Here is a 19,259-nt window from a genome sequence, read left to right as displayed (position 1 = left end):
TCCGGTTTGTCACTACTTGTTAGTTTAGTCGATATCAGTAGCTTGTGCTTTTGTTATCACAACAACAGGACTGAGCATGTAAAGCTTCAGAATATCTGAAGGTAACACACTTTCTATCCTGCTTGCCGGATCCTTTTCCGCAGACAAAAACGCCACAACCAGAAAGTTATGGCGTTTTGTCGGATAACGCGAATAAAACGTTATCTGTCGTTTTACAGCTTAGCAGCAACCCAAGATTCAACGCTTGCCAGCGCAGCAGGCAGTGCAGACACGTCTGAGCCACCAGCCTGAGCCATATCTGGGCGACCACCGCCTTTACCGCCAACCTGCTGGGCAACAAACCCAATCAGTTCACCGGCTTTTACGCGGTCAGTCAGATCTTTCGTTACACCAGAAATCAAGCTAACTCGGCCTTCTGCCGCCGTTCCTAGAACGATAACAGCAGATCCAAGCTGATTCTTCAGGTCATCAACCATCGTGCGCAGCAGTTTAGGATCAACATTGTCCAGTTGCGTAACCAGCAACTTCACACCGTTAATCTCTTTTGCTTTGCCAGACAGCGACGAACTTTCCTGCGCCGCTTGTTGAGCCTTCAACTGCTGAAGCTCTTTCTCCAACGCGCGGGCACGATCCAGAACAGAGCGTACCTTATCCGTCAGGTTGTGACTATCCCCTTTCAGCAGTTGCGCAATGTCTTGCAAAACGTCGCTCTGGCGATGCAGCGCAGACAACGCATTCTCACCCGTGGTCGCTTCAATACGACGCACGCCGGCAGCAGTACCTGACTCAGAAATGATCTGGAACAGGCCGATATCACCTGTACGGCTTGCGTGCGTGCCCCCACAAAGCTCAATGGAGAAATCTCCCATTGTCAGAACACGGACATGGTCATCGTACTTCTCGCCGAACAGCGCCATTGCGCCCTTCGCTCTCGCATCGTCCAGTGCCATGACATCCGTTTGCACGGTAAGGTTACGGCGGATTTGCGCGTTAACGATATCTTCAACCTGACGAATCTGCTCAGGTTTCATCGCTTCCGTATGTGAGAAGTCAAAACGCAGATAGCTATCGTTAACCAGAGAGCCTTTCTGCGCGACGTGATCGCCCAGAACCTGACGCAGCGCAGCATGCAGCAGGTGCGTTGCAGAGTGGTTCAGACGAATGCGATCGCGACGTTGGCTATCAACGTTTGCATCGACACTGTCGTTAACACGCAGCGTACCCTGAGTCAGTTTACCGACGTGGCCAATTGCCTGACCGTATTTCTGAGTATCCTGAACGGCAAAGCTGACGCCCGCATTTTTCAGTTCACCCTGGTCGCCAACCTGACCACCGGATTCACCATAAAATGGCGTTTCGTTCAGAATCACAACCGCTTCATCACCGGCCACAATCTGATCGACCGCGTTTCCATTGTGATAAATCGCAATAACCTTCGCTTGTTGCTGCGTTTTTTCATAGCCGCAGAATGGCGTGTTTTCATCCACACGGATGAGGCTGTTGTAATCTACGCCAAATCCGCTGGCTTCACGCGCACGCTGCCGCTGTGCCGTCATCGCAGCTTCAAAACCTTCTTCATCGACTTTCAGGCCGCGCTCGCGACACACATCTGCAGTAAGGTCGACAGGGAAACCATAGGTGTCATACAGGCGGAAGGCTGTTTCACCATCCAGCGTATCCCCTTTCAGGTTTTTAATTTCTTCGTCCAGCAGAGACAAACCGCGTTCCAACGTGCGGGCAAACTGCTCTTCTTCTGTCTTCAGCGCTTGCTCAACCACAGACTGCTGTTTTTTCAATTCTTCAGCTGCAGGCCCCATGACGTGAATCAGCGGCGCAACCAGTTTGTAGAAGAAAGCATCCGTAGCGCCCAGCATATTACCGTGACGCGCAGCGCGGCGGATAATACGGCGCAGAACATAACCACGGTTTTCATTAGACGGCATCACGCCATCGGCAATCAGGAACGCACAAGAGCGGATATGGTCAGCAATAACACGCAGCGACTTATTAGTTAAATCTGTCGTTCCGACGGCTTTCGCTACCGCCTCAATCAGCGTTTTGAACAAATCAATGTCATAGTTTGAATTGACGTGCTGCAAGACGGCAGAAACGCGTTCTAACCCCATGCCAGTATCGACGGACGGTTTTGGCAGTGGCAGCATTGTGCCGTCAATCTGACGGTTGAACTGCATGAACACCAGGTTCCAGATTTCAATATAGCGATCGCCGTCTTCATCAGGGCTTCCCGGCGGGCCACCTGCGATATGCTCACCGTGATCGTAGAAAATCTCGGTACACGGACCACATGGCCCCGTTTCGCCCATCTGCCAGAAATTATCAGAGGCGTAAGGTCCGCCTTTGTTATCGCCAATACGAATAATTCTTTCGCGCGGCACGCCAACTTCGTCAGCCCAAATGTCGTAGGCTTCATCATCTGTTGCGTATACCGTTACCCACAGTTTTTCTTTCGGCAGATTGAACCACTGAGGAGACGTCAGCAATTCCCACGCATAGCGAATCGCATCATGCTTGAAATAGTCACCGAAGCTGAAGTTACCCAGCATTTCAAAGAAGGTGTGGTGGCGTGCGGTATAACCTACGTTTTCCAGGTCATTATGTTTACCACCGGCACGTACGCAGCGCTGCGAGGTCGTCGCTCGGACATAGCTACGTTTATCCAGCCCGAGGAACACATCTTTGAACTGGTTCATACCCGCATTGGTGAATAACAATGTCGGATCGTTGTTCGGCACCAGAGAGCTGCTATCAACAACCTGGTGTCCCTTACTGTGGAAAAAATCGAGAAACGCTTGACGGATCTCAGCGGTGCTCTTGCTCATAATTGTCCTGGAATCAAGCTAGAAGAACAGATCGCGGGCAAGGTTAGTCCAGCATGCTGACGTTACCGAGCAACTCACGAACAAAAAAGTGGGAATAAGATAAATTTTCTTCGATGGGAAGTAAAATCCCGTGTGCGTTCAATCTGAAAAATTCGTATAAATTGACTGGATTTCTTCATGAAAGAAACCACGATAGAGCAGATATCGCTGATGTTTGACTTTGTCTTTCCATTCATCGGACAGAGGATGCCCGAATTTTCGTTCCACAACCGATTTCGCCAGCGCACACCAATCGATATCACTCTCGTCTAATGCTGTGGCTAACGTTGTCTTATCGATTCCTTTCTGGCTTAGCTCCATTTTGATCCGCTGAGCACCATAGCCTTTGCGGCTCCGGCTGCTGATATAGCGGCGAGCATAACGCTCGTCATCCAGCCAACCGTGTTCCTTACAATACGCAATAGCCGCTTCCACATCTTCCGCCGCAGCTCGGGCTGTAGCTTCATCTGCTTCATCTTCTGCACTTGCGCTTTCTGACTTATATAAATACGCCGCACATTTGCGGCGTATTTCAGTTTCACTATAATCGCGAACGGAAAGCACATTCATCGCATAGCGTAATGGTTTATTCATCCATCTACCCGCTAAAGTGCCCTGCCACAATCCATTCAGCCACCATTAAAACTCTTCGTTGCCTTCACCAGCGAATTCATCTTCGTCATGGCTATTTCCAGCGGTGGCTGGCGTCAGCTCATTGCCTTTATGCAGCAGCATTTCACGCAATTTCTTATCCAGTTCCGCAGCAATCGCCGGGTTCTCTTTCAGGAAATTACAGGCATTTGCTTTACCCTGGCCGATCTTGTCGCCGTTATAGCTATACCAGGCACCCGCTTTTTCGATCAGCTTGTGTTTCACACCCAGATCGACCAACTCACCGTGGATATTGATGCCTTCGCCGTACAGAATTTGGAATTCAGCCTGTTTGAACGGTGCTGCCACTTTATTCTTCACGACTTTCACACGGGTTTCGCTGCCGACAACTTCTTCGCCTTCCTTGATTGCACCAGTACGACGAATATCCAGGCGAACAGAAGCATAAAACTTCAGAGCGTTACCACCGGTAGTGGTTTCAGGGTTACCGAACATCACACCGATTTTCATACGAATCTGGTTAATGAAGATCAACAGCGTATTGGCTTGCTTCAGGTTACCCGCCAGTTTACGCATAGCCTGGCTCATCATACGTGCAGCCAGCCCCATGTGGGAGTCGCCGATTTCACCTTCAATTTCTGCTTTCGGCGTCAGTGCCGCAACGGAGTCGACGATGATAACGTCAACAGCGCCAGAGCGCGTTAATGCATCACAGATCTCCAACGCTTGCTCGCCGGTATCCGGCTGAGAACACAGCAGGTTATCGATATCTACACCAAGCTTTTTCGCATAAATCGGGTCCAGCGCATGCTCAGCATCGATAAACGCACACGTTTTGCCTTCGCGCTGGGCGGCAGCAATAACCTGTAAGGTCAGCGTTGTTTTACCGGAAGATTCTGGGCCATAAATCTCAACGATACGCCCCATCGGTAAACCACCAGCGCCCAAAGCGATATCCAGGGACAAAGAGCCTGTAGAAATGGTTTCAACATCCATTGAGCGATCCTCGCCCAACCGCATGATAGAACCTTTACCAAATTGCTTTTCGATTTGACCCAGTGCTGCCGCAAGTGCCTTTTGTTTGTTCTCATCAATAGCCATTTCTGCTCCTGTCATGCGGCGTAAAGCTGCTGTCTCTACGCGGCTGCTTAATCATGAATTGCCGAATAATTACTGACATTATACTGTATGCGCATACAGCATCAAGGTTATTTTTTCAGAAACGTGTCGAGCAACGTTTGCAGCGCAAAATGGACCGATTGCAGACGCACCGCGTTTCTGTCTCCACTGAAGCGCATTGTCTGAGCGAATGCCCCACCCTGTTTGTCAGTGAAGCCAAACCACACCGTGCCGACAGGCTTCTCTTCGGTTCCCCCGTCTGGCCCGGCGACGCCGCTTACCGATATGGCAAAATCTGCACCGGCGGCCTGCAAAGCCCCTGCGGACATCTCATTGACGACGGCTTCACTCACCGCACCATGCTGTTCCAGTGTCTCTGCGTTCACATTCACCAGACGTTGCTTGGCCAAATTGCTGTATGTCACAAAGCCATAGTCAAACCAGCCTGAACTGCCAGCAACATCGGTAATAGACTTAGCCAACCAGCCTCCGGTGCAGGACTCTGCACATGTCAGAGTGGCACCGCGTGCCTTCAATTTTTCGCCCACCAAAGCACTTAACCGCAGAATGTCAGCTTCCGTCATTGCCGCCTCATCTTAATCAAGGATTGTTGGGTCAGGGTAACACTTTTCCCCGAAAAAGACGCTCCGCTGCACGGTATGCGAAGCGCATAGCAAAGAAGATGAAAAAAGATGAAAAACGAGGGAAATCGAATAAAACGCTGCCGAATAACCGGGGAGAAAATAGCACGACGCTAAGAGAGTCGTCTGGCAGGAATAAAGAGGGAACAGGAGTAATTAATAATGATGGCGCGATTTACATACAACCTGCACAACTGGTGCATCGCCAGTCCTGCTTATTTATAGCCTGAAAGAAATATCTGAAATAACATTCTTCGATAGGGACATTATTTTCTTCAAAGCTATCGGCCAGCCAGTCGATATTTTCCAGAATCCAATCATCCTCATCGAGTCCGTCCCGGTACATTTCATCATCAGGATCGATGATAGAGTAGATCCCCATCGTTCCCATATGATTTTCTTTATATTTTTCCGGTAACGTGAAAGCATTTTCTTTATAAGATATTAACCAGTGGCCGTGGCAAAGCAGGTTGCCATTACGACTCCACTTAGCAACAAATGGGTTACTCATATTTATTCCTACCAGCATGAAAGCTGGTTATAAACGTATCACGACATGTCTATAAAGTAAATTACCACACAAGCAGTGCGCCATTTAAATAATAGAAAACAGGGATACAAATTTATTACACCTTAATAGGTACAAAACCATTAACGATAACTTGATAAATATCAATTTACATAGCAATAAAATATCTAAACAGGGAAGTACAAATAAAAAAAAGCCCACTAAAAATAGTAGGCGGGGTACTGCTATTATCGTTATGTAAAAACCCTGGTGTTTTGCGGCACTTCATTCGGCTTCTGTCTGACTCTTACAGTACCGAACGAACATTAACGCAACATTAGGCGCATAAAAATTCTGACGATTGCTGTGATAGTCTGCGCCAACACTATCGCCACCGTCTCCGCTTTGCTTCGTTGGTCGAGATCGGTCAGAATGGCCTGCATATGCCCATAAAGGGGTAATAATCCATTAGGGAGGATGACGGGTGTTTCCCTCTTTCTTAAGAAGAACCGCAGCGAAAAACGGCAGTTATGCCAATGAAATCAGCAGCAGCATTACGATCGATCGCCCGGCAGAACGTTTATTTGATCTCTGGCGCAAACCGGAAACGTTGCCGATCCTGATGGGCCATTTCGCCAGCATCGAGATACTGAACTATACCGACTCTAACTGGCGGATTAACACGCCGATTGGCGCGCTCATTGAGTGGCAGGCTCGTATTATTGATGAAAAACCGGGAGAGTATATCCACTGGCGTTCGCTGGAAGGGGCACGGGTTCCGAATGAAGGCCGGCTTTCTTTTCAACCAGCCACATCGGAAGCGGGTACAACCGTAACGCTGACGATTCGCTACAACCCACCGGGGGGCTTGATCGGGAAAAAGATCGGCCAAATGTTTGATATGTTTTCTCGCGATATGCTGACGAAAACGCTCTATCGTTTCAAAAAATTAGCGGAGGATGAACTGGCCTAAGCCGCGCCAGACATCATAGCAACAGGTCATCAGCGACCGTTTTCCCGAACTGACGAAAGCGCCCCAATAAAAGGAACGTAGAATGCTGGAATTGATTCAAACCATTGGTCTTGGTCTGGTGTTAATCCTGCCACTCGCGAACCCACTGACAACGGTAGCGGTATTTTTAGCGATGTCCGGCAACATGAGCCAGGGGGAACGAAATCGCCAGATCTTTCAGGCCTCGCTCTACGTCTTCATCATTATGACCGTCGCGTACTACGCGGGTCAGGTCGTAATGAATACCTTCGGAATATCCATTCCTGGGTTGCGCATTGCCGGCGGGCTCATCGTCGCATTTATCGGGTTTCGCATGCTTTTTCCTCAGCAAAAGCCAGAGCATGCGCCTGAAGTCAAAAGCAAAAAAGAAGAAATCAACGACAGTTTCTCCGCCAATGAGGTCAATATCGCCTTCGTTCCACTGGCGATGCCCAGCACCGCGGGGCCAGGAACCATTGCCCTCATCATCAGTTCTGCCTCACAAATCAAGAGCGGCGTCGATATCACGCCATGGGTGATTACCGTTGCCCCCGTACTCACGTTTATGTTGATCAGCCTGATCGTCTGGCTCAGTCTGAAAAGTTCGAGCCTGATTATGCGTCTTATCGGGAAAAGCGGCATTGAAGCCATTTCACGGCTGATGGGGTTCCTGCTGGTTTGCATGGGCGTACAGTTCATCATTAACGGTACGCTGGAGATCGTACATTCCCTGCATTAAGTTGAAGATGCGGGGAGATATCAATACGTTGCCAGATAGCCCAATTAGCGTCTATAACTTTGAATGGCGGGTTTATTCATTGGTCGCAAGCGAATACCCCGCCGGTTTGCCATTGATGATGACATAACAAAAAGAAAGCGTGATTTTGCTTACCTAGCGGAAAATAGGTGCGGCCAACAATGAAAATAAAAAAACGATTCCCAATCAATTTACGTTCGCTCATTTTATCTCTCGCCATTATCAGCATGGTCATTACGCTGACCAATGCTTATGTTGCTGTTTATAATGTACAAAAGAAGCTCATTACCGATCAGATACTGAGCTCAAACCTTAACTATTCTTCCAAGTTAGCGGCGACCACAGAAAGTTTTTTATCTTCAGCACAGCAGGAACTGGCTTACAGCGCGACATCAATAGCGGACAGTTTTAGTGACGATGCGACGCTACTTAGTAAAAGTGAACAGACATATCGCATGAGCCAAAGCTTTAACTCTATTTTCGTTGCAGATACTCAGAATCAGATACACGCGGTTTACCCAGCCTCACTGAATCTGAAAGGAAGTACGCTGACCTCTGATGCCAGCAAGCTGGCGCTCGTGGAACAAAGGCCGTTAATCAGCCAGCCTTATATTTCAGTTACGGGAAATTTGATCGTACTGGTTTCCTCCCCGATAAAAGACAAACAGGGAAATTATCTCGGTTACATCGGAGGAACCATTTATTTAAAAAATCAAAGCGTCTTAAACGAATTCATGAACACCCATTTTTATAACGATTACTCCAGCGTTTACGTCATTGATAAAAGCGGGATTGTTCTCTATCACCAGGACAAACAGTGGGTCGGCAAGCCCGTCAGCGATGAGAGAATTAAAAACGCGCTTCACAACAAGAAAAGTGGCACCGCCGCGATGCCCGATATGCAAGGTACGCCGTCTTTGGCGGGTTTCGATACGGTCAACTCATCCGGCTGGATCATCATTACTTTGCATCCTTCTCAAACCGTTATCGATTTGCTCAGCAGCGTGATGCGTTCCGTTTTATACGAAGGTGCCCCGGTAATGGCATTAACGCTTATCGCTCTGACCCTACTCGCCTTCTATATCGCCAACCCTCTGCGTTTGCTGGCCGTTTCTGCCAGTAAAATGGAGGAGCCCGGCGTGATTGAAAAAATCAAGAAAGTCCCCTCCTGGTATTTTGAGGTTGAGCAGCTAAAACGCGTCATTCTTTTCGGTACCCTGCTGCTGCATAAGCGGATTGGCAAACTGAGTTTGCAGGCCCACACCGATCCACTCACTGGGTTGCTCAATCGCCGTGGTATCTATGAAAGCATTGAACTCATTCTCTCAAAGAGCAATCAGGTTGCCGCCATCGTGATTGATATCGACCATTTCAAACGCGTGAATGATACCTACGGACACAATATCGGCGATGACGTCATCAGGCTGTTGGCGAAAAACATAAAACAGGGTTCGCGCGAATCCGATCTGATTTGCCGCACTGGCGGAGAGGAGTTCCTCGCACTTCTGCCCGATACGGACATGACGCAGGCCGCTGATATTGCTGAACGGCTGCGTAAAAAAGTGGAAAAAATGCCGCTACCGATTCCTGAAAACATCACGATTTCACTAGGCGTCACCTGTTTTATTCCAGGAATGGAGCAGATCGATAGCGTCTTGAAAATCGCGGATGATGCCCTCTATCAGGCCAAGCATGAAGGCAGAAACCGAGTCGTTATTAAAGTCGCTTCCGATCATTCAGTTAATCACGACACGGAATAGACACGCTCAACATGAATGCCGCGAGCGAGAAAGCAGGCAAAAAAAAACCCGCACAAGGCGGGCCAAGGTCATTCTAATGACAGGGATGGTTAACTAACACAACACTCACAGGGATGTGAGGTACTGACAAGGGATGGAAGGACTATAGCAAGCCAAATGTATAGTATTGTCATCAGCAAGTAAGGTTAATCTACCGGTTGTAAAACAACATTGGTGAGACTTCCCAGCCCCCTATCTGGCTATTTCAGCCTGCTTTCCCCGTTCGTAATGACGCTTTTTGGGTTTTCATCAGCGCAGCCAGCAGCGCCATAATGGCCAGAACGCTGGCAAGCCCTCCGACCATCAGCCACCCTCCCTGATGCCATGCAGCCATCGCAACCGTGGAGCCAGCTGCGCCCCCCAGAAACATACCGCCCATGAATACGGTATTGATCCGGCCTCTGACCGCTTCACCGAGCCCGTAAATAACATGTTGATTGGCAATTAGCGCACTTTGTACGCCGAGATCGAGCAGGCCCACACCGATAATCAGGCCAATAACGGAATTGAAACCGATGAATATTGCCCATGAGAGCAGCGTCAGCAACGCGCCGGCAATCACAACCGGGCGGCTGCCGATTCTATCGGCCAGTCTTCCCGCCAGCGGAGCCGCAAAAATTCCCGCTACGCCAATCACGCCGAACAGGCCCGCAGCAGCAGCGCCCATTTGAAAACGTCCGCCTTCCAGATACAGCGCAAGCACGCTCCAGAACGCACTGAACGATGCAAACAACAGCGCCTGAATCAGCGTAGCTTTACGCAATGCGCGTTCATCCTGCCACAGCGTCACCAGCGAACGCATCAGCTCACGGTAACGAACAGTTTGATTCGAGGGTGAAGCCGGTAACATTCTTCCCATTGCCCACGCGCCCGCTAGCGCCAGCGGCACACTCAGCCAGAACATCGCTCGCCAGCCCGCACTTTCCGCCACCAGCCCCGCAATCGTACGGCTAAGCAGAATGCCGCTCAATAGGCCGCTCATGACCGTTCCGACAATCGCACCACGCTGTTTCGCATCGGCAAGCGCCGCCGCAGCCGGAACAATCTGCTGTGCGGCGGTCGCCCCAAAACCGATAAGCAGCGAAGCACCTAATAACGCGACAGACGATGTCGACAAGGCCGCAAACACAGAAGCCAACGCCAGCATCAAAAATTGCCACACGATCAGCCGACGGCGGTCAAATTTATCACCGAGCGGAACCAGTAACAGCAGCCCTAAGGCATAGCCTAGCTGCGTCACGGTTGGAATAAGCGAGGTTGCCCCGCTCGACGTAAAGCTTTCGCCAATCACGCCCAGCATCGGTTGGTTGTAATAGATATTGGCAACAGAAATACCACTGGCTGCCGCCATTGAGAAAATCAATACTTTGCCGGGTGCCCGCTGCGTGCTGACATCGGCTTCGCTGGATAATGTACTCATCATCATACCTGTCTGTGTGTTTCCTGCCGGAAATCGGCAGGTGATGAGCAGAGCATAGGGTGCCCGACTCATTCCCAGTAGAGAGGTAAAATGGATATCAGCTATTCCGAATAGGAATATTTCAGGAGAAAAGTTGCTTGACGAAATCGGTAAAAATTCTGGCGCGAGCTGATGTCATGCGGCCTCCGGGGTAGACAGCCCACAGATCCATCTTACCCAGCGACCATGAATCCAGTGCGGTGACGACCTGCCCGCTTTCAAGCTCTAGCGCAAACATCCATTCGGACGCCACAATCAGTCCTACACCGGATAGCACCGCTGCACGCACGCCTTCCGCCGCAGAAACTCGGATACGCCCATTGGGGAATACCGTGGTCTGTGTTCCATCCCGAGAAAAAATCCAGCGATCGGTTCTCTCTCCCTGCAAATAGATGACGGCAGGATACGCAGCCAGAACGTCAGGAGAAGCTGGCACACCGTGACGCGCGAAATAGTCAGGGGTCGCCAGCAGGCGCATGGAACACGATGCCAACCGCTGGGCAATCAGGCTTGAATCCTTCATTTCGCCCAAACGCAGAGCCACATCAATGCCTTCAGCAATCAGATCGATCGGGCGATCGTCCAGAATGACATCAATATTTAGCTGGGGATGCTCGGCCATGAATTCATGGAGCCGCGGTATGATGAGCTGTCTGGCGAAAGTCACGGGCGCACCGATGCGTAGCCGCCCAGACAGCGCCGTGCTCCCACTTACCACATGCTCTTGAGCATCCCCCAGTACCTTTAACGCGGGGGCGATTTGCTCATAAAAATTCTGTCCAGCTTCTGTCGGCGTCAGCCCTCGGGTAGAGCGGAGCAGTAACGGCGTTGCCAGCTGATTTTCCAGTTGCATGATCGCTTTGGACACCGCAGGCTGCCCAATACCGAGCCTGCGGGACGCAGCGGAAAACGACCCCGTTTCAAAAACGCAGATAAATGTTTCCAGCGCGCTCAGGCGATCCATGATTTCTCTTCCGAAAAAGGGGTTTCACTGCATCATACAGGAATCCTACGAGGATAAGGCGGATCCACACCGCGCCCTTCTTTTCCCTGCCATCGCCATCTTCAGGCACATTCGCTTTACCGCCAACCGCATCAGGTATTACTCTGGTGGCATGACTTGTCATGACAAGGCTGGCAAATTTTTGCTGCCTTTTTCAAAATCTTACGAGGCGATGCATGAAACTTTTCATTTACGAACACTGCCCATTCTGTGTCAGAGCCAGAATGATTTTTGGCCTGAAAGATCTGCCTGTTGAGCAATCCGTCATCATGGAAGGCGACGTTGACACGCCAACACGCATGGTGGGTCGCAAAGTGGTGCCGATCCTGCAGAAAGAAGATGGCAGCTTCATGCCGGAAAGCATGGATATCGTCCACTATGTCGACAGCAAGCAAACGCCGTTAATCGCCGATAAACCGGTTGATGCTGAGATTGAAGCCTGGTGTAAGTCCATTTCCAGCGAGGTGTTTAACCTTGCGGTTCCCCGTTTTACGAAAGCCGATTTCAAAGAGCTTTCCACGCCAGAGGCGCGCTATGCTTACATCCTGCGCGAAGAAAAAGCCTTCGGTGATCTGGATGCACTACTCGCAAAAACGCCGGAACTGATTGCGGAAGTGGAGCAGAAACTCAAGGCGCTGGAGCCACGTCTGGCAAACATCAGTACCATTTCCACCACCGATTTTATTCTGTTCCCGATCTTACTGTCGCTCACGATCGTGAAAGGCGTACAGTTTGGTCCTCACGTTCACGCGTACCTTGAACGTGTCTCAACAGCCAGCAAGGTCGACTTGTTGACCGATAAAGCGCTGTAAAACGGCAAGATAGAAACAACAAAGGAGCGGCTTATAGCGGCTCCTTATTTTAGCAACGTTCGGATAACGTCGTTCATTTACCAACGACGATCATGATTATTCCTCACTGAGCGCACATCCTCCGGTGCCAGGCTCAAGTTTAGTCATCGAGTACGACTGAGTATTTTTCGTTTTCTTTATCAGGAAAGGGTTCATTGAAAAGTAACTTCCCACATGCGCATCATCCACGAAACAGGCAATGATCTCCTTTTCATTTTCCGAGATAATACGTAGCGAATACGTCCAACTGCCATCTGTGTCTGTGGCTTCTGCCCGGTCTTTTTCCTGGCTAAACACATAATCACCGGTATTTTTCAGCAACGTCCCCTTCGGGAAATGTTTCGGTCCAAAAGAACTGCGAAAAGTAGTCACATCCAAATGTTTCAGCAGCGTCAGCGCATCCGTTTTTGTTGCCGAAAAACCGGTCTGGGGAATCATCAATACTGAAAAAATCACGGCCAAAAATAGCTTCATTTACTGCAACCCTGCGATAGAACATCCGTGCGCGTATTCTATTTTAAAAACACGGTTCGCAATAGCGTTATGGGGCACGCTTTTACCCCATAACACGTGACGGATTTCAGGCGTTATTTTGCCGTAACGTCTTACTAAACGCGCTTTGCGTTTCCGGCATGACATGATGATATTCCAGCGCATGCTGATTAAGGAAGCACACACCTTCGATCGGCAGCGTACCAAAAGGGGAAAGCGGTTTAATGCGACGGTCCATGCTATTTTCCACCCTGTATATTCCTTTATAAGATGACAATATCGATGTCTCGGTGAACGATAAGGCGAGAACAGCGCGCTTATGCCAGATCAGGCTGTTTAACTAAGTAATGGCTAGGCATACCGCGGATTTCCACGATTTCGCCATCCAGTTGCTGTGCTTCTATATTCTTCATTAACACAAACTGCCCATTAACATTGGCGGCTACGCCATGCCAGGGGGTCAACCAATCGTCCTTGGTGGGCATCATATGAATACCCAGCTTCAGGCTGTCCGAAGGCTGCGGATGAATAGACAAACGGATGGCGTCTGGAAATTGTTCAGCAAGCAGATTGCCCCATGCCCAACTGCGTTGGATAACGCTACACGCGCGTTTTTTGGCATCTTTCTGTAACGCCGCATTAGAGCCGGTATAGTCAGGCCTCAGGCTATCTTCATAGAGGAAACGGGTCATTGAGCGGTAAAGCTGCAAACCTTCTTCGCTCTGCATGAGCTGCGCTTTCACCTCCTCTTCTGAGTCAGCATAATTCTCAACCAGCTGCTGCCGAAGACGATCATAGTCAGCGGTGAGCGCCGCCATATTCTCTACATCTTTAAGATTAAAAACGCTGAGATGAACAGCACCCAGTTCATGCAGTAAATTTTCAATCTCATCCTGATAAATATTAATCGTTTCGTCGCTGGTCCCAATCAGATCGCCAAAGACATGCCCATCAGAACAAATACGGATATGCGCACCGGGTGGATAATAAAGCTGAATACGCTGACATAACGAATTCAGGAAGATCAAGGACAAACGCTCCGCCATATCTGGCATTCTGCCCAACACCTTATAAGGGCTAGGAGATTTAAACGGAAACGCAGGCAGAACGAGTTCAATTTGACGTTCTTCTTCAACAAAAGCACGAATTCTGGGTAATTGAACCCGGGTCACCTGAGACTCTTCTTCACTAATTGGTTTCGTCGACTGGGTAAATCTACGCCGATATTGAATTAACTCACTTAATATTAGCGATGAAACTAATTCATTATTCATCATATACAAAACAACCCCATTACTTTACATTAATTTAAAAAAGGAATTAACTACATAGCTATGGCGTAGAAACAATAGAATAAAACCCTTACGCGAATACAATAAAAAAACTGAATGACATATTCAGTTTTTTTATTTACGACGCTAATAATTAATTTGAATTATAAATAAACATAATAAGAATTAAGGGAGTAATTATTAAAAATTAGGATAAGTGGCGATGGAATCTGATCTCTTCCTTTTGTTCAGTACCGCACGTCCCATTACGAAACTGGTAGCGCTGACCCAACGCATCAGTCACTGCCGTCGGCGATTAACCTCAAAGGCCGCTGGCTAGAAGAGTCGGGCTTTATCACCAGGATTCCGGTAACCGTCACGGTGAAGCAGGGCAAGATTATTATTAAGACGCAGATTAATCTTTAGAGGTTAACCAACAGCTAAAAATAAAAAAGCCGAAAGGATCGTGAAATCACTTCCGGCTATTATTTATTTCACTTCAATCTTATAATGGTCTCGATCTGACCAAGATATAACCTTGTACTTACCTATATAATCATTTTTTTCTTTATAAAAATCCATAACCTCTGACGGATACCATCCATAACCAAATAAAAACAAGGCATCTATCTTAACCAAGGATTTAATGAGATCTAATTTCTCATCCTCATCTTTTACAGTTTTAACCATGAACTGTTCAGAAGCCGAAAAACCAAGGTCTTCGACTTCTCTCACTGAAAGTTCGCCTTTAACCCTAAGCTTTACTGTATTAGTTGCAATATCGCTTACAACAATAGAGTTATCGGGAATCACATTCATAATACATTCACCCTTAACATAACAGGAGTCGATGTAGGAACAGAGTTGATAACCATTTCGGGAGCTCCTCCGGGCAGATGCTGTCCCGGCCCAAGGAAGTAATCATTACCACCTAATGGACTTCGAGGCTGCATATTTGTTATCCCTTCTATTTTTCTGACATTAAATCCATCTTTTAGAGAGCCAGGATTTAACCCCATGTCTTTCTCAATTCTTTCTGCCATGGATCTTGATATTGAAGTTTCACTTCCTTGAACACCGTCAAAATATTTCAGTACACCTTCTTTATCCGTAACAAAAGTTCCATCTCTTCCTATTGATCTCTTCCTATTGAAGGGTACTGATCCCAGCTTGTCGGGCTAATGTTATATCCAACATCATCCTCTAACATCTTAGATTGCCGAGCTCTCGCATTATCAACTCTTGACGAGCCTTCTTTCGGCGTTAATCCAAGCGGGTCTACCCAACTGAGCGGATTTTTTACATAACCCTGCGGCCTTATACCTCCCACCAGCCCTATAGGGTCCGGCGACAGATACTGTCCGCTCTCCGCATCATAGTAACGATGCCGATTGTAGTAAAGCCCCGTTTCCGCATCAAACAGTTGACCCTGATAGCGCAGCTCACAGTACACCTCTTCGTTCGCCGCATCTCCCAGGTAGCGCCGCAGCGGGGTAGGCCGTCGCTCTTCCCGGTGTGCGCCCCACAGCCCCTGTTCCCCGCGCCAGCGGACTTCCCCTTCCTCACTGCACAACTCTCTTGCGGTTCCTGTCAGGTCCGTAACGATGTAGTGCAACTATGTGCTGTCGCCCTGAGCTTCCACCTGTGCCAGCGACCGGAAGCTTCCCAGCTCGTACACCAACTGCACTTCCCGTGACGTTGACCCGTCCGCCCGGTACTGCTGCTGACCAATCAGCTGGTCACCGTCCCACCGGTACGCCACCCGCGCGACCGCCTGAGCGGGTTACTCGGCCAGCCGTTAAGTATTGAGGTGCTGCCCAGTAAAATAACCATTCGGGCAGAACAGGGGAATATGCTGGCGTAACAATACCAACCGCTAAAAATAAAATAGCCGGAAGGATCATTGGGATCTCTTCCGGCTATAAAACACCACTTATATAGTGCTTAATAAAAATTACATAATGATATTAAAATCATCATTTCCAATAAGAGAATTTAAAAATGACTTACAAATCACATCGTCCTTATCAAAGGATATAACACCAAACCCTATATCTCCATGAGGATATATTGCCAATTGTAACTTCAAATTAATCATAAAAAAAACCTGACCCAGCACACCACCATGTCCCATAATCAACTTACAAACATCCATAAAATTACCATTATCAAAATGCAGACTTAATGAAGATGCGGGCAACGGGATATCACCATATAAATAACTTTCAAAATCATCACTAAGAGGTTTCAAATAATTATTAATTTTAGCATCATTATATATCTCCCCATATTCTTTCAATATACCACTTTCAACTTCCCTTTCATCATTAAAAGACAAAGCTGATAGAGCAAAAAAATCATCCCAATGGGGAGAAAAAAAACTACGCACGATATCTATAGAGTCATCAATCAATAAAGTTGAAAATGGCGTTTTTTTTTCAAAACAACCAACCCATTTATTCGATGAACTAAAAGAATTAAAGTTAATATCAGTTAGATTAAAGTTACTACTTGTCAATTTTAATGATTTTTCCATCACTCATCCCCACTGTAATCTTTTTACTCGGAGTAGGTGCGCTTTTCCCTATTCCAACCTTCCACTCTCCGAGCTTATCGCTGTGAGTGGTATTGCTCTTGCTCCATATTTCTCCTGTATTTTGATTTTTATAATCACCACCTCTTATTCTTGTAAAATCTTCAGGATGTGATGATGGAGTTCGAACAATATCGCCAACTTCAGCAGAATTAACTTTTTTCTTTGGATTATCTAAATGGCTTGTACCTTTACATCCTGACCCAGTCAACCCCAGAGGATCAACCCACTCTAATGGATTGTGAACGTAGGCTTGCGGCCTTATTCCCCCAGCGATCCCCAGGGGATCAGGCGACAAATACTGCGCTGTCTCAGGATCAAAATAACGGTACCGATTATAATATAATCCCGTTTCAGCATCAAACAACTGACCCTGATAGCGCAGCTCACAGTACACCTCTTCGTTTGCCGCATCTCCCAGGTAGCGCCGCAGCGGGATAGGCCGTCGCTCTTCGCGGTGTGCGCCCCACAGTCCCTGCTCCCCGCGCCAGCGGACTTCCCCTTCCTCGCTGCACAGCTCTCTTGCGGTTCCTGTCAGGTCCGTAACGATGTAGTGCAGTTGTGTGCTGTCGCCCTGCGCTTCCACCTGTGCCAGCGGCCGGAAGCTTCCCGGCTCGTATACCCACTGCACTTCCCGTGCTGCTGACCCGTCCGCCCGATACTGCTGCTGACCAATCAGCTGGTCACCGTCCCACCGGTACGCCACCCGTGCGACCGCCTGTGCAGACGGCACCTGTCCCTCGCGTACCTTACTGACTCTGCGGCCAAATGCATCGTAGCGATAGCGCCAGCGTGCCCCGTCCGGCAGACTCACCCGCACCAGACGGTCCTGCACGTCCCAGTCAAAGTACGTTTCCTTCGGCCTGAACCCCGGGCGCGTTTCCCGCTTCACCGCCAGACGCCCGCAGTCGTCATACCGGTACTGCGTATGGCCCCGCTCGACCACCCGGCCCGCTGCATCGTACCGCGCCGACGCCTGCACCACCGCATCCTGCACCTTCAGCGTCTCGCCCAGACCCGGCGCTATCTGCGACACCTCGCACAGGTTCTGTTCGCTGTCGTAACCAAACAGCCGCGCCTGACGCCGCCGCCCCTCATCACGGCGTTCCGCCGTCACCTGACCGGCCCCGTTCAGCCGGAAGGCCTGCTCACCCCAGTGGCTGTCGCTGATGCCCGTCAGCCGGTCCAGCACATCGTACTGATAACGACGCTCCAGCACGTCATTCACCCGGCCATCCGCCCCTTCCAGCGCCTGACGCTGCAACAGCCCCGTCGGGCTCCACTCGTGGCGTAATGCAAACCCGCTGCCGTTACTGCGCCGCTGCTCTTCGCCCGCCGCCGTGTGGCTGAACTGCAGCGGCTGGTGTGAACCGATACCCAGTGACGACAGCCGACCTGACTGCCACGCCAGCTGCAGCGGGGCCAGAATCCCTTCCACGACAGCACGCTGACCACCCGAGTCGTAACCGCTCTGCACCGCCTCGCCGTTGACCGTTTCCGACGTCACCTGCCCCGCACGGTTATAGGCGTATTCCACCACCGCATCCGGGCTGGCCGCTTTGGTCAGCCGACCAGCCACGTCATACGCCAGTTCGGTAATACCGTCCGTTTCCCCGTCCGCTTTCCGCGCCGTGATGCGCGTTATCCGCCCTGCCGCATCATGTTCGTAGTGCAGCGTGCTGCCATCCGGCGCGGTGCGCTGCACCAGACGGTCTGCCACATCATACTGATAGCGGTACACCCGCCCGTCGTAATGCCGCTCCTCGCTCAGGCGACCGCTGCGGTCAAAGCCGTACGTCCAGTCCCGTCCCTGGCTGTTCGTCACCCCGGCGAACTCCGCTTCCGCATTGTAGTGGTAGCGCACCGTCGCCCCCAGCGGGTCCGTCGCTTCCAGCAGGTTATCGAACGCCCCGTAGCGGAACTGGTAGCGCTGACCCAGCGCATCCGTCACCGCCGTCAGGTTACCTTCCACATCGTAACCAAACCGCGTCTCGCTGCCGTCTTCATAAGGATAAGCAACCAAAGCAGAGCATGACTACACCGTGGGATACGTTCCGCACAAACCTGTGGCAAACAGGTTTGAACAGCGTTAGCTGACCCGCAGGGCAAGTATCAAAATGAGACGAGTAAAACGGCAAGCCCAACCCGCCCTCGGCGATTAACTTTAAAGGCCGCTGGTTGGAAGAATCGGGCATCATCACCGACATTCCCATAACTATCATAGTGGAAAGAGGTTGAATTATTATTGAGACGCAGATTAATTTATAGCGGCTGACTAACTGCC

18 protein-coding genes and 2 pseudogenes are annotated in these 19,259 nt (G+C 49.6%); 6 read left to right on the top strand and 14 right to left on the bottom strand.

The genetic code is table 11. The features are described 5' to 3' along the window. Positions 1-212: 212 nt before the first annotated feature. From alaS to MYB54_RS04955, 5 genes are all read right to left on the bottom strand, one after another. Positions 213-2,840 carry an alanine--tRNA ligase gene (alaS, locus tag MYB54_RS04975; protein ID WP_205557527.1) on the bottom strand — a complete coding sequence of 876 codons (2,628 nt, stop codon included), beginning with the start codon at positions 2,838-2,840 and terminating at the stop codon, positions 213-215. A gap of 138 nt (positions 2,841-2,978) precedes the next feature. Beyond that, positions 2,979-3,473, bottom strand: coding sequence for a recombination regulator RecX (gene recX / locus MYB54_RS04970; protein ID WP_206556149.1), 495 nt, complete (start codon positions 3,471-3,473; stop codon positions 2,979-2,981). Positions 3,474-3,518: 45 nt separating this feature from the next. Beyond that, a complete protein-coding gene (recA, locus tag MYB54_RS04965) occupies positions 3,519-4,592 on the bottom strand; it encodes a recombinase RecA (RefSeq protein ID WP_014916321.1) in 1,074 nt (357 codons plus the stop codon). 107 nt (positions 4,593-4,699) lie between these two features. Beyond that, positions 4,700-5,194, bottom strand: coding sequence for a nicotinamide-nucleotide amidase (pncC, locus tag MYB54_RS04960; RefSeq protein ID WP_248721589.1), 495 nt, complete (start codon positions 5,192-5,194; stop codon positions 4,700-4,702). A 232-nt stretch (positions 5,195-5,426) separates the two neighbouring features. Beyond that, entirely contained in the window at positions 5,427-5,762 is a 336-nt protein-coding gene (locus MYB54_RS04955) for a PM0253 family protein (RefSeq protein WP_014916323.1), read from the bottom strand. A gap of 481 nt (positions 5,763-6,243) precedes the next feature. Between MYB54_RS04955 and MYB54_RS04950 the strand changes: the two genes are divergently transcribed. The 3 genes from MYB54_RS04950 to MYB54_RS04940 all read left to right on the top strand — a co-directional run bounded on the left by MYB54_RS04950 (position 6,244) and on the right by MYB54_RS04940 (position 9,267). Then, positions 6,244-6,732 (top strand): SRPBCC family protein, encoded by a 489-nt coding sequence (locus MYB54_RS04950; protein ID WP_014916324.1) that lies wholly within the window; start codon positions 6,244-6,246, stop codon positions 6,730-6,732. A gap of 82 nt (positions 6,733-6,814) precedes the next feature. Next, positions 6,815-7,489, top strand: a complete 675-nt coding sequence (locus MYB54_RS04945; RefSeq protein WP_014916325.1) for a MarC family NAAT transporter — start codon at positions 6,815-6,817, stop codon at positions 7,487-7,489. Between the two features lie 179 nt (positions 7,490-7,668). Beyond that, positions 7,669-9,267, top strand: coding sequence for a sensor domain-containing diguanylate cyclase (locus MYB54_RS04940; protein WP_014916326.1), 1,599 nt, complete (start codon positions 7,669-7,671; stop codon positions 9,265-9,267). Positions 9,268-9,511: 244 nt separating this feature from the next. On the opposite strand, the gene MYB54_RS04935 is transcribed toward MYB54_RS04940, so the two are convergent. Then, entirely contained in the window at positions 9,512-10,726 is a 1,215-nt protein-coding gene (locus MYB54_RS04935) for an MFS transporter (RefSeq protein WP_043902036.1), read from the bottom strand. A 121-nt stretch (positions 10,727-10,847) separates the two neighbouring features. After that, positions 10,848-11,729 carry a LysR family transcriptional regulator gene (locus MYB54_RS04930; protein WP_205569370.1) on the bottom strand — a complete coding sequence of 294 codons (882 nt, stop codon included), beginning with the start codon at positions 11,727-11,729 and terminating at the stop codon, positions 10,848-10,850. A gap of 215 nt (positions 11,730-11,944) precedes the next feature. Here MYB54_RS04930 and grxB point away from each other — a divergent pair, with 215 nt between their 5' ends. Continuing rightward, complete coding sequence (gene grxB / locus MYB54_RS04925) at positions 11,945-12,580, top strand: glutaredoxin 2 (RefSeq protein ID WP_248721588.1); 636 nt, start codon at positions 11,945-11,947, stop codon at positions 12,578-12,580. A 96-nt stretch (positions 12,581-12,676) separates the two neighbouring features. Here grxB and MYB54_RS04920 read toward each other — a convergent pair whose 3' ends face one another. The 3 genes from MYB54_RS04920 to pvcA all read right to left on the bottom strand — a co-directional run bounded on the left by MYB54_RS04920 (position 12,677) and on the right by pvcA (position 14,388). After that, positions 12,677-13,093 carry a bacteriocin immunity protein gene (locus MYB54_RS04920; protein WP_248721587.1) on the bottom strand — a complete coding sequence of 139 codons (417 nt, stop codon included), beginning with the start codon at positions 13,091-13,093 and terminating at the stop codon, positions 12,677-12,679. Positions 13,094-13,199: 106 nt separating this feature from the next. Continuing rightward, positions 13,200-13,349: a hypothetical protein gene (locus MYB54_RS04915; RefSeq protein WP_165572846.1), complete on the bottom strand. Its 150-nt coding sequence runs from the start codon at positions 13,347-13,349 to the stop codon at positions 13,200-13,202. A 79-nt stretch (positions 13,350-13,428) separates the two neighbouring features. Beyond that, positions 13,429-14,388, bottom strand: a complete 960-nt coding sequence (gene pvcA / locus MYB54_RS04910) for an L-tyrosine isonitrile synthase (RefSeq protein ID WP_371928267.1) — start codon at positions 14,386-14,388, stop codon at positions 13,429-13,431. A gap of 297 nt (positions 14,389-14,685) precedes the next feature. On the opposite strand from pvcA, the gene MYB54_RS04905 reads away from it, so the two are divergent. Further along, the gene (locus tag MYB54_RS04905) at positions 14,686-14,808 is read left to right on the top strand and encodes a SymE family type I addiction module toxin (RefSeq protein WP_230857194.1); all 123 of its coding nucleotides are present in this window, start codon (positions 14,686-14,688) and stop codon (positions 14,806-14,808) included. Positions 14,809-14,871: 63 nt separating this feature from the next. On the opposite strand, the gene MYB54_RS04900 is transcribed toward MYB54_RS04905, so the two are convergent. The 4 genes and pseudogenes from MYB54_RS04900 to MYB54_RS04885 all read right to left on the bottom strand — a co-directional run. Then, the gene (locus MYB54_RS04900; RefSeq protein WP_119872312.1) at positions 14,872-15,201 is read right to left on the bottom strand and encodes a hypothetical protein; all 330 of its coding nucleotides are present in this window, start codon (positions 15,199-15,201) and stop codon (positions 14,872-14,874) included. A gap of 430 nt (positions 15,202-15,631) precedes the next feature. Further along, positions 15,632-16,162, bottom strand: a pseudogene (locus MYB54_RS22030) (RHS repeat-associated core domain-containing protein); the annotation flags it as partial. A gap of 174 nt (positions 16,163-16,336) precedes the next feature. After that, on the bottom strand, positions 16,337-16,918 hold the full coding sequence (locus tag MYB54_RS04890) for a hypothetical protein (RefSeq protein ID WP_014916337.1): 582 nt from the start codon (positions 16,916-16,918) through the stop codon (positions 16,337-16,339). Beyond that, positions 16,890-18,983 (bottom strand): annotated as a pseudogene (locus tag MYB54_RS04885) (RHS repeat-associated core domain-containing protein); the annotation flags it as partial. The gene MYB54_RS04890 and the pseudogene MYB54_RS04885, both read right to left, overlap by 29 nt. Before the next feature lie 170 nt (positions 18,984-19,153). On the opposite strand from MYB54_RS04885, the gene MYB54_RS04880 reads away from it, so the two are divergent. Next, on the top strand, positions 19,154-19,213 hold the full coding sequence (locus MYB54_RS04880) for a hypothetical protein (protein WP_230857193.1): 60 nt from the start codon (positions 19,154-19,156) through the stop codon (positions 19,211-19,213). Positions 19,214-19,259: the final 46 nt, after the last annotated feature.

This window comes from Pectobacterium nicotianae (assembly GCF_023272715.1).
GTDB lineage: Bacteria > Pseudomonadota > Gammaproteobacteria > Enterobacterales > Enterobacteriaceae > Pectobacterium > Pectobacterium brasiliense.
The sequence above is the reverse complement of the archived record's forward strand: the minus strand, read 5'-3'. Positions and strand labels throughout refer to the sequence as shown.